The sequence below is a fragment of the Pseudoalteromonas sp. SCSIO 43201 genome, assembly GCF_023716725.1.
Taxonomy (GTDB): Bacteria; Pseudomonadota; Gammaproteobacteria; order Enterobacterales; family Alteromonadaceae; genus Pseudoalteromonas; species Pseudoalteromonas peptidolytica.
In genome coordinates this window covers 380,001-392,872 of sequence record NZ_CP072683.1, presented here as the reverse complement: position 1 = coordinate 392,872, position 12,872 = coordinate 380,001, and the positions used below count along the sequence as shown (strand labels likewise).

Below are 12,872 nucleotides of genomic sequence, written 5' to 3'. Positions count from 1 at the left end.
CGCCCCTTTATGTCTACCTGATGACTTTCTTTAGTACAGCTAGCAGTTGTTCAGGGTTAAAAGGTTTAACTATCCATCCGGTAGCACCTGCTGCCTTACCTTCTGTTTTCTTATCCAGTCCTGATTCAGTAGTTAACATCAACAAAGGAGTAAACTTATAATTAGGCAGGCTACGAAGTTCTTTGATCAGAGTTATGCCATCCATAACTGGCATATTCACATCTGAGATCACAGCATCAAAGCCCTGCTGTTTTGCAATAGATAGAGCCTCACTGCCATCTTTTGCTTCTATCACATCAAAGCCAGCTTTTTTCAATGTAAAGCCAACCATTTGACGCATAGAGGCAGAATCATCCACAGCTAAAATCTTTTTCATAATCACCTCTTAGTTTTCAATACCATGGAATAAATAGTGCGTTAATCCGAGCTCATTTACGGCTTGTGCGAGCGCTTCACTTTCACCATGCCAAACAATTTTGTGCTCCATTGAATGTAGGTGCTTTTGCACAGCGCATAGTAACTGGATAGAAGCAGTGTCTGCTTTTTGCACTTCGCTAATGTCGATAGAAATGTCAGATGTTTCCAAAGAGTCCTGGAAAATTTGATGGTACAAGCTTTCCACATGATTAATTGCCATTTCTGGTGGAAGTTTCAACATGAGCTGAAGACTATCCCTGTAAAAGTGAGTAATAAAATTAGCTTAGACTGTGATCGTAAAATTGCCACAAAGATTAAATAAAAATCCGCAAATAATGAAAGCGTTAGAGGTAGGAAATAAAATCGCGTAGGGCACAGGCTACGCGATATGGAGCTAGTTTATTATGCTATTAAGGTCTTTTAATAACTGTTTTTCATCGATCGTCGGCACAGTTCCAACTTCATGAGAGGGTTTAAAAATAGCCTCCAGCTGTCCCTTTGGATTGATTAGTGCGACTGATGCACTGTGATCAACATAGTATTCTTCTTGCTGTTCTTGATTTATCGCATAGATCAAGCCAAGATCTCTGACAAAAGGAAACAATATCGAATGCTCTGCAGAGACCGCTTTGAAGGTTGGATCAAAGTGCCTAATATACGCTTGTCGTCGCTCCTTTGAGTCTCTGTGAGGATCAACAGATACGAACCATACTTGTAATTTACTCTTATCTTTCATTGATTGATACACATGAGTCAGTTTCAATAATGTCATCGGACAAACGTCAGGACAGCTGGTATACCCAAGAAAAAGTAAATTCCACTTGCCTGCAAAGTCTTGATTGGATAACACTTCACCATACTGGTCTTGAAGTTGAAACGACTGCACTTCTTTTGGTTTTCGGTACCAAACTACTTTTTCAGACACATCAGGCGCAGGGCTACAACCAGATAATATCGCCACTACAACGATCAAAAGAATTTTTTTCATATAAATGCTTTATCCACAAAAAGTGCTACGAAAACAATTAGCAAATGCCAAATTGAAAAATAAAATACACGCATAGCATACTCTAAACTCTTCGTTTTAATAAGCTTTGCGGCCTTATATATAAAGGCCACATTAACTGCCCCAGAGCACAGTAAATAAATCCACCCCGACATTCCGACCAAATAAGGCAATAGGCAAATTACGGTCAGTAATATGGTGTAAAATAATACACAAAGCTTGGTAAATTCATCACCGTGTGTCACAGGTAGCATGGGTATTTCAGCTTTCTCATAGTCACGTTTTCGCGCTATGGCTAAAGCCCAAAAGTGTGGTGGAGTCCATGCAAAAATTATCATCACTAATAACCATGGTTCAGCACCCAGCTGTCCTGTCTCGCTAACCCACCCAAGCAGCGGTGGCATAGCACCAGCTAACCCTCCAATCACAATATTTTGGGGGGTTGCTCGCTTCAAAAGTAGCGTATACACAACGGCATATCCAACTAACGCAGCGAGAGTTAACAAAGCACACAGCTGGTTTGCAAAAATGGAGAGTAGTACATAGCCGAATAAAGCCAAAGTACTGGCAAACATTATGGCTGAAGAAACAGAGACTGACTCTGTTGCGAGCGGTCGGTCACGCGTTCTGACCATCTTTTTATCTATTTCTCTGTCAACCACATGATTTATTGCTGCGGCACTGCTCGACAGCAAGCCGATTCCCAATAGACTCATGATTTGAGACAATAGCGTTTTATCGCTTTGTGGCGCTAAAGCCAGACCAACCCACGCGGTGATCACCAGCATGCAAACTACTTTAAACTTGCACATGCCAAAATAGGCCTTTAGCAACGATGTTATTCTTTGATATTCAAAAGTATTAGTTAACTGGTGCATATTTATCTCCTACTTTTTGCGCTAAATTCACAAAAAAGCATAGTCTCACCATAGCTAGTAATACCATGGCTGCCATAAAGTTATGAAATAAGGTGAGTAGCAATGGAAATTGGAAATGAACGATAGCGGCGCCGACGGCCACTTGCAGAGTAATCAGCACTAATACCAGATAAGCTGAATTTCTGATCACCTGATTTTGTGCCTGCTTTAATAAAGGCCAGCATGCTATAAGTAAACTGAATACGGTTATAATTGCCCACACTCTATGAGTAAAATGGATAGACACCCTTGATTCAAAAGGGAGCACACCAAACTCGTAGGTGGCTGAAGGCTCAGGCAGGGTAAATAGACTTTGCCAAGAAAACAATTGTAAGTTGTCACAAAGCGGTAAGCCTGTACAGTGAGGCGCAGCATAGTTGGCAGCTAGCCAACCTCCAAGCGCAATTTGAATAACCAAAATATAAAGCGCTACATAACACATCAGAGCAAGGCGTTTTGGGACATCAGCGATAATGTCACGGTGCTTCAGTCGTAAAGCAAGCAAAACAAGCAACGCCAGAATACTGAACCCTCCTAGTAAATGCCCCATTACTATTATCGGCTGTAAATTCATTGTTACAGTCCACATTCCTAAAGCTCCTTGAAACAACACTAACAGCAGAAGTAAATAGTAATGTTTATTAGGGCCTTCAACCTGTGGCTTTTTAAAGAATTGTAAGCATGCCAGGAGGAGAATAATGGCCCCCAAAAAGCTAGCAAAGTAACGATGGATCATCTCGATCCAAGCTTTGTCGGCTTCGACTTCTAAATGCGGAAACTGATCTTTTGCAGCGATTAACTCATGAGCTTCATTGGGCACAGTCAAAAAGCCATAGCACCCAGGCCAATCAGGGCAGCCAAGACCTGCGTCACTCAAGCGTGTGAAAGCACCAAGAGTGACAACCGCAAGCGTAACAAAACAGGTAAATATTACCAGCTTGATTCTATTCATATATAACCTCCTAGCTTGAGCGAGAGTAGTTCAATAGTTTTTTGAGGTCACTTAGCAAGCCTTTTTGTATACTTCTCGTTTTTCTTTGATCTAATATAGGCGCGTACTGAAGAACAAATAGACCAGTCTTATCTACCAAATAAATATAGTTATCTTGCAGTTGGGAGATTTGTAGCGGCAATGAAGTTGCGTGCTCAATAAGAGGTTCGCCTTGATTCTGCAACACCACGATAGTTACCTTCTGCTGATGCTTGCCAAGTGCCAAATACAAATTAGGAAGACTGTTAAGCAACAAAGAGCATTGCTCATTACATGACTTTGGACGCTGATACACAATACTCCACTCTGTATCTTGGACGACTGCAGGCTGTCTCACCTCTTGACGTAGAAATTCACCATGGTTAGTTGTGCTACTGGGAAGCCAACCCAACTTTAGTGCAACGAATGCTAGTAGTAATGGCATAATGAACAAACTGACAAACCATATCGCTGTCTTAGACATATCCACTCTCCTTTTTTGAAAGTTTCCATCCGATCACTAGTGCCGAAAACGCAATCAGCAGCCACTGAACAGCATAAGCCTCATGCTTCTGTGGTGACATTACAACTGGTTGGTAATGTGGCTCAGTACTACCAAGTACGTCATGTGTCATGTATGCAATGATAGGCAATAGAGTGCGGTTAGAGGCTTTAGATAGGTAGGCGAGATCAATATACTGAATTATCGAATGAGCCTGCTGACTTTCCGCTGCAGAGTCAGCCAACGTAAAGCCTTTACTCACGTTTGTTTTAATGTATGCAGGGAAAGTTACCTTTGTTTCGGAAAGAGAAGTAAGTGTTGGAATTCGACTTGCTTGCTGTGGGACAAAACCCAAATTTACCACAACATATTCACCAGTCTTACTCACTTCTAAAACAGATATAACGTCAAAACCTACTCGGCCTTTTACTACTTGGTTATCAAGATACCATACCGCGCCAGCAACAAAGCGCCCAGTTAGTTGCACTTCACCATCAATTTGCTCGATAGGAACTTTACTTTCAGGATTATTTCTATTTGCAAGGTTTTGGTCTTGTCGCTTCTCTATATGTTGGTTTATTGCATGCTTTTTGGCTGCACGTTGCCATTGCCAATATGAAAGAGCTACACATAACAACATCACGATTAACGCTGCCAATATAGGCGTTTTTGATCTACCTTTAAAAAGTGCACCTAAATTCACGGACACTCCTTATGATTAAAATTATTATCGTAGTACTTCTGCTATTTATTTTTCTTAGTTTATTTAAAGCGATGTTCGTCATGCTCAAATCAGGGCAACAAGGGTCAATGGCAAAGCAGCTATTAAATCGAGTATATGCCTCTATAGCTGTGATTCTTATTATTTGTCTGGCTGCTCAGTTTGATTTAATCAAATTACATTCGTCGCCTATTTCTACAACACATAAACAAATACAAACAAACACAGCCACACCACATCAACAAAGTGCCAATACCAAGCACCAGCCTGAAACGCAAAGTGATTTTTCGCACTAAAGTGCCCTTTCAGAACTCTCACCCATATCACAAATAAAATTATCGCCCCAAGCGTGACATGAACTCCATGAAATCCAGTTAGTAAAAAGAAGGTGTTGCCATAAACTCCAGATTGAAGAGTTAAACCAAGTTCTTGATAGGCATGAATATACTCTTCAACCTGTAGAGTTAAAAAGCCAATACCAAGCAGTACCGTTAACCCTAAAAAGGCTTTTACTTTTGCCCTTTGATCTTTTTCTAGGGCAACATGTGCCAAACTTAACGTTATTGAAGAGGCGAGCAGTATGATGGTGTTGATCAATGGTAAGCCCTGCCACCCCATGGCTTGTGTTACCGTTCCATCAGGCGTTGTTAATAGTGGCCACGCGGCTTCAAACTGAGGCCATAGCACTTCGTTTGTGCTCACATTATTACTTGCTCCACCTAACCAAGGAACAGCTATCATGCGTGCATAAAACAGCGCGCCAAAGAAAGCACCAAAAAACATTATTTCGGAAAAAATAAACCAACCCATCCCTTGTTTAAACGAGCGATCCATTTGCTCTGAATACAATCCAGCTTGGGATTCTTGAATTACGTTTCTAAACCAACCAAAAATCATATAGATCAGCGTAGCGATACCTACAAGTAACAGGATTGCGCCACTATTGTTCGGGGAGTCAAGTTGAATGATTGTAAGCGCGCAGCCCACTGCGATAAAAAAGAGCGCAAAAGCGCCAACAATAGGCCAAGGGCTTTGCTCTGGAACGTAGTATTTTTCTTGTTCATGGTTCATGTTAGAACTCCTTTAGAGCGACTAACTGGCCCAACTGCACATTTTGTGTCTGGCTTACTCGCTCTGTAATATCAAATAACGTGTATGAAAGCGTTAGTTCTTCCACATCATCAGGCAGTTCTGTATCTACATAAAACCTCAATACAAACTCAACCTCTTCTTTACCCTTCATTGGTTGTTGGTCGAAGCAAAAACAGGCCATTTTATGTAAATACTTGGCAGCTTTCCCCGGAGATACAGAGGGAATTGCTTGTAAAATCCGATCACTGTCACTGATATTCTTTGCAATAAACTTCACGTCTGTTAATTTTCCGGGTTGCACACTGACAAAGTGTTGAGCTGCATCAACCTTAAATGGTGCATGACCCTGGCTATGTGTTGTGAAACTTACCTCAACTTGACGGCTATCAATAATAGCCTCGCTTTGCTCTGCCACTTTCATCGAAGGTTTTCCATTGAGTCCTGTTACATCACAAAATACGTCGTAAAGTGGGACTAATGCAAAAGCAAAAGCAAACATGCCCAGAGTCAGCAGTAGAAGCTTTCTAAGGAGGCGTCCATGTTGCATTACTTGACCTCCGGTGGAGTAGAAAATGTATGATATGGCGCAGGTGATGGTACTTCCCACTCAAGGCCTTCAGCTCCATCCCACACTTTACCGGGCACCTGCTCACCTCCTTTGGCACACTTATACACAACAGCCACGAATAATAGTTGTGATAAACCAAAAGCAAAGCCACCAATGCTGATAATGGCATTAAAATCAGCGAACTGAAGTGCATAATCAGGTATTCGTCGAGGCATTCCTGCCAAGCCAACAAAGTGCATGGGAAAAAACAATACATTGACACTCACAAGAGATAGCCAAAAGTGCAGTTTTGCTAGTTTGATATCAAACATGTTGCCAGTCCATTTCGGCAGCCAATAATAAGCAGCAGCCATAATAGAGAACACGGCACCTGTTACTAGCACATAATGGAAGTGTGCAACGACAAAGTAGGTATCGTGATATTGAAAATCAGCAGGCGTAATCGCTAACATAAGTCCGGAAAAGCCACCTATCGTGAATAGCACAATAAAAGCGATAGAAAAGAGCATGGGTACTTCAAAGCTGATTGCCCCTCGCCACATAGTCGCGACCCAATTAAATACTTTTACCCCTGTAGGTACAGAAATCAACATTGTCGCATACATAAAGAAAAGCTCACCTGCTAGCGGCATTCCTGTCGTGAACATATGATGAGCCCACACAACAAAAGAAAGTAAAGCAATCGAGGCTGTGGCGTATACCATTGAAGCATAGCCAAATAGTTTCTTTCTAGAAAAGGTAGGCACTATCGTGGAGATAATCCCAAAGGCGGGTAGTATCATAATATATACTTCAGGGTGACCAAAGAACCAGAATATGTGTTGAAACATAACAGGATCACCACCACCTGCGGCATCAAAAAAGCTCGTACCGAAGAACTTATCAGTTAACACCATGGTGACAGCACCAGCCAAAACAGGCATAACTGCAATTAGTAAAAATGCAGTTATAAGCCAAGTCCATACAAATAGTGGTAGCTTCATCCATGTCATACCTGGCGCTCGAAGGTTCACTATAGTAACGATGACATTAATAGCGCCCATTATTGAGCTTATCCCCATTATATGAACTGAAAATACAAAAAACGCCGTATTATCATTACTGTAGGTTGTAGATAGTGGTGCGTAAAAAGTCCATCCAAAAGCAGGCCCCCCTCCTTCTAGAAACAAAGACATGAGCAAAATGGCAAACGCAAAAGGTAAGATCCAGAAGCTCCAGTTATTCATTCTTGGAAGCGCCATGTCTGGAGCTCCGATCATCATCGGGATCATCCAATTGGCAAGCCCCGTAAATGCCGGCATCACTGCACCAAATACCATGATCAAGCCGTGAATGGTCGTCATTTGGTTAAAAAAATGCGGATCGACTAACTGTAATCCTGGCTGAAATAGTTCAGCCCGTATCACCATCGCCATTGCACCACCAATCAAAAACATGGTCAGTGAGAATAATAGGTAAAGCGTGCCGATATCTTTATGATTGGTTGTAAAAAGCCAGCGTTTTAGGCCTTTAGGAGTTCCATGATTTGAATGTTCTTCTACTATAGCACTCATTACTTGGCCTCCTCTAAGGCATCAATTTCTTGCTGAATTTGACTCGGCTGGATCACCTCTCCTGTGTCATTACCCCAGCTATTCCTTTTATAAGTGATGACTCCTGCAATTTGTTTAATCGTTAATTGCTTTGCAAATGCTTGCATAGCAGTACCAGGACGACCAAGCAGAAGGATGTCAATGTGTGGTTTAAGATCACCTATGACAACTTCACTCCCCTTCATAGCGGGGAAGACGCCAGGTAAGCCAAGCCCAGTTGGCTGGTGACAAGCAGCACAATATGCCATGTAGGTTTGTTCGCCGACCTCCATTAACTCTTCTTTCGATAAAATTTGCTCTGCCACCGCCTGTGATTCTGCTGCAGCTTTTGCTTTGGCGGCTTTAGCATCATCGAGCCACACCTCAAAGTTTTCAGGGCTTACAGCTTCTACCACCACAGGCATAAATCCGTGATCTTTTCCACAGAGCTCTGCGCATTGCCCTCTGTAGATTCCTTCCTCATTAACTTTGGTCCATGCTTCATTGATAAAGCCCGGATTAGCGTCTTTCTTAACAGCAAAATCAGGTACCCACCATGAGTGAATAACGTCATCTGACGTCATTAAAAAGCGAACTTTCCTATCAGTTGGGATCACTAAATGGTTATCAACTTCCAAAAGATAATTGTCATTTTTATCTTGCAGATCATTGATTTCATCTCTTGGTGTAGATAGTAAAGAGTAAAATTCAACATCATGTCCCATATACTCGTAATGCCACTTCCACTGTGAACCTGTTACCTTAATAGTTAGATCAGCTTTGCTTGTATCTTCCATCGCAATAAGCGTTTTCGTAGCTGGGATAGCCATTCCTATCAGTATCAGAAAGGGGATTGTGGTCCAAAGAATTTCAACTTTAGTACTTTCGTGAAATTGAGCTGCGACAGCCCCTGTTGATTTACGGTGCTTGAGTAATGCCCAGAACATCACTCCAAACACTATAACTCCTATCACACAACATATAAGGAAAATAGTCATGTGGAGCTCATATACTTGATGGCTAATGTCTGTTACGCCCTGCCTCATATTGTAATCACTATTCGCAAGTGATGGCATGACGATTAGCACGGTGACAAATGCTACAACTAATCGACAAATTTTCATTTGACGTCTCCTTCAAGGCAGCGCTTAGCCCCTTTTGTTATTATCGGATGACTGTCATATTGTCTATTGGTACATAGACTTACTGCACGACTCTTAACCAAATAGTCAAGAAATTTACAAAACGCAAGATTTTAGGAAAAGATGCCAGTTAGAAGTGTTTTTATAGCTATGAACTAATAAATGTAAGAAGGCAAAGTATTATGTAGAATTATCAAAGTAGTAAACTAACCTAAGAGTAGCTATATTTGACCCCAGCCGAGGGCAATATTAGCAATACTTTAGATAAGCAATAAAAAAGGCGTTTATCTAGAGCGTAACACCATTTAATTAGTGCTACGCTCAACTTAAGTTACATCCAGTCGGCGTTTCTGATGACACCCACTGCAAGCCCTTCAATAGAAAAGTTCTGATGTTCAAGATCAACCTCAATAGCTTGAAACTCTTCATTTTCTGCATGAAGTAAAATCTTTTTGCCTTTTTTCTCTAGGCGCTTAACTGTCACGTCTTCCTCTACACGCGCCACTATTACTTGACCATTATCAGCTACCTGAGTCTTATGCACAGCAAGCAAATCCCCATCCATGATCCCAATGTTCTTCATGCTCATACCACTAACCCTAAGTAAATAGTCCGCATGAGGCTTAAAGAAGCTAGCATCTACATTGAAATGACTTTCAACGTGTTGTTCTGCAAGAATGGGTTCTCCAGCAGCTACCCTGCCGATGATTGGCAACCCTAACTGTTCTGGTTCATCCTCAACCAACCTAATACCTCGACTAGCTCCAGGAACCATTTCTATAACCCCCTTCTTGGCAAGTGCTTTAAGGTGCTCCTCTGCTGCATTTGCACTTTTAAAGCCTAACGCATCAGCGATTTCAGCTCTAGTCGGGGGCATGCCAGTATCCTTAATGAATACTTTAATCAGTTCAAAGACTTGCTCTTGTCGTTTAGTTAAAGGTCGCATCAACTGGTATTCCATACAGTATTATATTTACTGTAAGTATATACAGCTGAGAAAAAATCGCAATGTTTGTTTATTCTTATAAATTAAGTTTACAGCCTTAGTAAGGTATGTAAAAAATCCAATAAAGAGAAAGAGTTAAATTTACTTTCCTTAAGGAAAGTAAATTATAAGCTGATAGATAAGTCGAAGAGAGAAGTTTTAAGTAGAGCAACGTCAAAACTGAGTAAGGAGTTTTCTCAAACCCTCGGCGGGTAAACCGCCTCCTACCAGTGCAGCACTTTATTGATATTGTGGTGGGAGCGAGTTTACCTCGTGATGTTACAAAGTAGGATGTTTTATTCTTTTTGTTTGATAGACCTAACAGCTCGGCGGGTAAACCGCCTCCTACCAGTTCAGCACTATGTTGATGTTGTGGTGGGAGCGAGTTTACCTCGCGAGGTGTTGATTGCTTTGTAATGTGTTGATTGCTTTTCGAGGTGTTGATTATCTTGTGAGATTTTCTTTTCAAATCCCACATAGCAAAAAACCCGTCGCATTGCTGCAACGGGTTTCTCTAATAAGTCCCTGGCTCGCTACGAAGTAGGATGTTCTACTTTCACATGGGAAGCCCACACTATCATTGACCGGGGCCGACCCTTCGCGGGGCTCGCCTTCGGCTGTTTTGTTTCACTTCTGAGTTTGGGTGACAAGAAACCGAAGTAACGCTTCCAGTTCGAGGAAGTGAGCGCATGGATACGCGAAGGGGAAATACTACATGGAAGTACTTTACTACAAATGCAAAAAACCCGTCGCATTGCTGCAACGGGTTTCTCTAATAAGGCCCTGGCGATGTTCTACTTTCACATGGGAAGCCCACACTATCATCGACGCTGTTTTGTTTCACTTCTGAGTTCGGCATGGGGTCAGGTGGTTCCAAAACGCTATAGTCACCAGGAAATTCTGTTCATTAATGAAGTATCCTTCATTAATATAAATCTGGAAAAAGCTATTAAATTCTTTGTCTACTTCAGTCTATTAACTTCTGTCGCTAAACCACTTTGGCGTTGTATGGTTAAGCCTCACGGGTAATTAGTACGAGTTAGCTTAATGCCTCACAGCACTTCCACATCTCGCCTATCAACGTTGTAGTCTTCAACGGCCCTTCAGTTGACTCTAAGTCAAAGTGAGAACTCATCTCGAGGCTCGCTTCCCGCTTAGATGCTTTCAGCGGTTATCGATTCCGAACGTAGCTACCGGGCAATGCAATTGGCATCACAACCCGAACACCAGCGGTTCGTCCACTCCGGTCCTCTCGTACTAGGAGCAGCCCCTCTCAATTCTCAAACGCCCACGGCAGATAGGGACCGAACTGTCTCACGACGTTCTAAACCCAGCTCGCGTACCACTTTAAATGGCGAACAGCCATACCCTTGGGACCGACTTCAGCCCCAGGATGTGATGAGCCGACATCGAGGTGCCAAACACCGCCGTCGATATGAACTCTTGGGCGGTATCAGCCTGTTATCCCCGGAGTACCTTTTATCCGTTGAGCGATGGCCCTTCCATTCAGAACCACCGGATCACTATGACCTACTTTCGTACCTGCTCGACGTGTCTGTCTCGCAGTTAAGCTTGCTTCTACCATTACACTAACCGTACGATGTCCGACCGTACTTAGCAAACCTTCGTGCTCCTCCGTTACTCTTTGGGAGGAGACCGCCCCAGTCAAACTACCCACCAGGCACTGTCCTCAACCCCGATTCAGGGGCCTAAGTTAGAACATCAACACTACAAGGGTGGTATTTCAAGGTCGGCTCCACACAAACTAGCGTCTGCGCTTCAAAGCCTCCCACCTATCCTACACATGTAGGGTCAATGTTCAGTGCCAAGCTGTAGTAAAGGTTCACGGGGTCTTTCCGTCTAGCCGCGGGTACACAGCATCTTCACTGCGATTTCAATTTCACTGAGTCTCGGGTGGAGACAGCGTGGCCATGGTTACACCATTCGTGCAGGTCGGAACTTACCCGACAAGGAATTTCGCTACCTTAGGACCGTTATAGTTACGGCCGCCGTTTACCGGGGCTTCGATCAAGAGCTTCGCCTAAGCTAACCCCATCAATTAACCTTCCGGCACCGGGCAGGTGTCACACCGTATACGTCATCTTACGATTTTGCACAGTGCTGTGTTTTTAATAAACAGTCCCAGCCACCTGGTCACTGCGGCTCTCGCCTGCTTACGACGCGAAGTCTTCACAAGTAAGAGCGTACCTTCTCCCGAAGTTACGGTACAATTTTGCCTAGTTCCTTCACCCGAGTTCTCTCAAGCGCCTTAGTATTCTCTACCTGACCACCTGTGTCGGTTTAGGGTACGATTCAGTATGAACTGAAGCTTAGAGGCTTTTCCTGGAAGTAGGGCATCAACAACTTCACCACCGTAGTGGCTCGTCTCGACTCTCAGCCTTAGCAACCCGGATTTTCCTAAGTCGCCAGCCTACAGCCTTTCACATGGACAACCAACGCCATGCTTGCCTAGCCTGCTCCGTCCCCCCATCGCATTCATACCAAGTACGGGAATATTAACCCGTTTCCCATCGACTACGCTCTTCAGCCTCGCCTTAGGGGTCGACTCACCCTACCCTGATTAACATGGGATAGGAACCCTTGGTCTTCCGGCGTGCGGGTTTTTCACCCGCATTATCGTTACTCATGTCAGCATTCGCACTTCTGATATGTCCAGCATGCCTCCCGGCACACCTTCAGCCACTTACAGAACGCTCCCCTACCCCGCATACTTACGTACGCAGCCGTAGCTTCGGTGGTATGTTTAGCCCCGTTACATCTTCCGCGCAGGCCGACTCGACTAGTGAGCTATTACGCTTTCTTTAAAGGGTGGCTGCTTCTAAGCCAACCTCCTAGCTGTTTTAGCCTTCCCACATCGTTTCCCACTTAACATACACTTTGGGACCTTAGCTGACGGTCTGGGTTGTTTCCCTCTCCACGACGGACGTTAGCACCCGCCGTGTGTCTCCCGGATAGTACTT

13 protein-coding genes and 2 rRNA genes (1 of these 15 only partly in view) are annotated in these 12,872 nt (G+C 43.3%); 1 reads left to right on the top strand and 14 read right to left on the bottom strand.

The features are described 5' to 3' along the window. Window positions 1-13 precede the first annotated feature (13 nt). The 7 genes from J8Z24_RS01680 to J8Z24_RS01650 form a co-directional block, all read right to left on the bottom strand. Window positions 14-376: a response regulator gene (locus tag J8Z24_RS01680; protein WP_099643757.1), complete on the bottom strand. Its 363-nt coding sequence runs from the start codon at window positions 374-376 to the stop codon at window positions 14-16. A 9-nt stretch (window positions 377-385) separates the two neighbouring features. After that, a complete protein-coding gene (locus J8Z24_RS01675; protein ID WP_125253742.1) occupies window positions 386-658 on the bottom strand; it encodes an STAS domain-containing protein in 273 nt (90 codons plus the stop codon). A gap of 153 nt (window positions 659-811) precedes the next feature. Beyond that, window positions 812-1,405, bottom strand: a complete 594-nt coding sequence (locus tag J8Z24_RS01670) for an SCO family protein (RefSeq protein ID WP_252095157.1) — start codon at window positions 1,403-1,405, stop codon at window positions 812-814. Further along, window positions 1,402-2,301 carry a heme o synthase gene (gene cyoE, locus J8Z24_RS01665; protein WP_125253744.1) on the bottom strand — a complete coding sequence of 300 codons (900 nt, stop codon included), beginning with the start codon at window positions 2,299-2,301 and terminating at the stop codon, window positions 1,402-1,404. The genes J8Z24_RS01670 and cyoE overlap by 4 nt, the downstream gene beginning before the upstream one ends. Next, window positions 2,285-3,292 carry a COX15/CtaA family protein gene (locus J8Z24_RS01660; protein ID WP_125253745.1) on the bottom strand — a complete coding sequence of 336 codons (1,008 nt, stop codon included), beginning with the start codon at window positions 3,290-3,292 and terminating at the stop codon, window positions 2,285-2,287. Before J8Z24_RS01660 ends, cyoE begins: the two co-directional genes overlap by 17 nt. Window positions 3,293-3,302: 10 nt before the next feature. After that, the gene (locus tag J8Z24_RS01655) at window positions 3,303-3,794 is read right to left on the bottom strand and encodes a redox-active disulfide-containing membrane protein (protein ID WP_125253746.1); all 492 of its coding nucleotides are present in this window, start codon (window positions 3,792-3,794) and stop codon (window positions 3,303-3,305) included. Next, window positions 3,787-4,515 (bottom strand): SURF1 family protein, encoded by a 729-nt coding sequence (locus J8Z24_RS01650; protein ID WP_252095156.1) that lies wholly within the window; start codon window positions 4,513-4,515, stop codon window positions 3,787-3,789. Before J8Z24_RS01650 ends, J8Z24_RS01655 begins: the two co-directional genes overlap by 8 nt. Window positions 4,516-4,526: 11 nt before the next feature. On the opposite strand from J8Z24_RS01650, the gene J8Z24_RS01645 reads away from it, so the two are divergent. Then, complete coding sequence (locus J8Z24_RS01645; RefSeq protein WP_125253748.1) at window positions 4,527-4,829, top strand: DUF2909 family protein; 303 nt, start codon at window positions 4,527-4,529, stop codon at window positions 4,827-4,829. On the opposite strand, the gene J8Z24_RS01640 is transcribed toward J8Z24_RS01645, so the two are convergent. The 7 genes from J8Z24_RS01640 to J8Z24_RS01610 form a co-directional block, all read right to left on the bottom strand. Next, window positions 4,729-5,604 carry a cytochrome c oxidase subunit 3 gene (locus J8Z24_RS01640; RefSeq protein ID WP_125253749.1) on the bottom strand — a complete coding sequence of 292 codons (876 nt, stop codon included), beginning with the start codon at window positions 5,602-5,604 and terminating at the stop codon, window positions 4,729-4,731. The genes J8Z24_RS01645 and J8Z24_RS01640 overlap by 101 nt on opposite strands. Window position 5,605: 1 nt before the next feature. Then, a complete protein-coding gene (locus J8Z24_RS01635) occupies window positions 5,606-6,172 on the bottom strand; it encodes a cytochrome c oxidase assembly protein (protein ID WP_147390703.1) in 567 nt (188 codons plus the stop codon). Further along, the gene (gene ctaD / locus J8Z24_RS01630; RefSeq protein ID WP_252095155.1) at window positions 6,172-7,746 is read right to left on the bottom strand and encodes a cytochrome c oxidase subunit I; all 1,575 of its coding nucleotides are present in this window, start codon (window positions 7,744-7,746) and stop codon (window positions 6,172-6,174) included. Before ctaD ends, J8Z24_RS01635 begins: the two co-directional genes overlap by 1 nt. After that, window positions 7,746-8,888 carry a cytochrome c oxidase subunit II gene (coxB, locus tag J8Z24_RS01625; RefSeq protein WP_125253752.1) on the bottom strand — a complete coding sequence of 381 codons (1,143 nt, stop codon included), beginning with the start codon at window positions 8,886-8,888 and terminating at the stop codon, window positions 7,746-7,748. Before coxB ends, ctaD begins: the two co-directional genes overlap by 1 nt. 349 nt (window positions 8,889-9,237) lie before the next feature. Next, window positions 9,238-9,852: a transcriptional repressor LexA gene (gene lexA / locus J8Z24_RS01620; protein ID WP_125253753.1), complete on the bottom strand. Its 615-nt coding sequence runs from the start codon at window positions 9,850-9,852 to the stop codon at window positions 9,238-9,240. An 820-nt stretch (window positions 9,853-10,672) separates the two neighbouring features. Next, window positions 10,673-10,786: ribosomal RNA gene (rrf, locus tag J8Z24_RS01615) — 5S ribosomal RNA — on the bottom strand. Between the two features lie 113 nt (window positions 10,787-10,899). Beyond that, a 23S ribosomal RNA gene (locus tag J8Z24_RS01610) occupies window positions 10,900-12,872 on the bottom strand; it runs 912 nt beyond the window's last position.

Coding starts and splice junctions, on each gene's coding strand:
- J8Z24_RS01680 (WP_099643757.1), bottom strand. CDS start 376: ATGAAAAAGATTTTAGCTGTGGATGATTCTGCCTCTATGCGTCAAATG.
- J8Z24_RS01675 (WP_125253742.1), bottom strand. CDS start 658: ATGTTGAAACTTCCACCAGAAATGGCAATTAATCATGTGGAAAGCTTG.
- J8Z24_RS01670 (WP_252095157.1), bottom strand. CDS start 1,405: ATGAAAAAAATTCTTTTGATCGTTGTAGTGGCGATATTATCTGGTTGT.
- cyoE (WP_125253744.1), bottom strand. CDS start 2,301: ATGCACCAGTTAACTAATACTTTTGAATATCAAAGAATAACATCGTTG.
- J8Z24_RS01660 (WP_125253745.1), bottom strand. CDS start 3,292: ATGAATAGAATCAAGCTGGTAATATTTACCTGTTTTGTTACGCTTGCG.
- J8Z24_RS01655 (WP_125253746.1), bottom strand. CDS start 3,794: ATGTCTAAGACAGCGATATGGTTTGTCAGTTTGTTCATTATGCCATTA.
- J8Z24_RS01645 (WP_125253748.1), top strand. CDS start 4,527: ATGATTAAAATTATTATCGTAGTACTTCTGCTATTTATTTTTCTTAGT.
- J8Z24_RS01640 (WP_125253749.1), bottom strand. CDS start 5,604: ATGAACCATGAACAAGAAAAATACTACGTTCCAGAGCAAAGCCCTTGG.
- J8Z24_RS01635 (WP_147390703.1), bottom strand. CDS start 6,172: ATGCAACATGGACGCCTCCTTAGAAAGCTTCTACTGCTGACTCTGGGC.
- ctaD (WP_252095155.1), bottom strand. CDS start 7,746: ATGAGTGCTATAGTAGAAGAACATTCAAATCATGGAACTCCTAAAGGC.
- coxB (WP_125253752.1), bottom strand. CDS start 8,888: ATGAAAATTTGTCGATTAGTTGTAGCATTTGTCACCGTGCTAATCGTC.
- lexA (WP_125253753.1), bottom strand. CDS start 9,852: ATGCGACCTTTAACTAAACGACAAGAGCAAGTCTTTGAACTGATTAAA.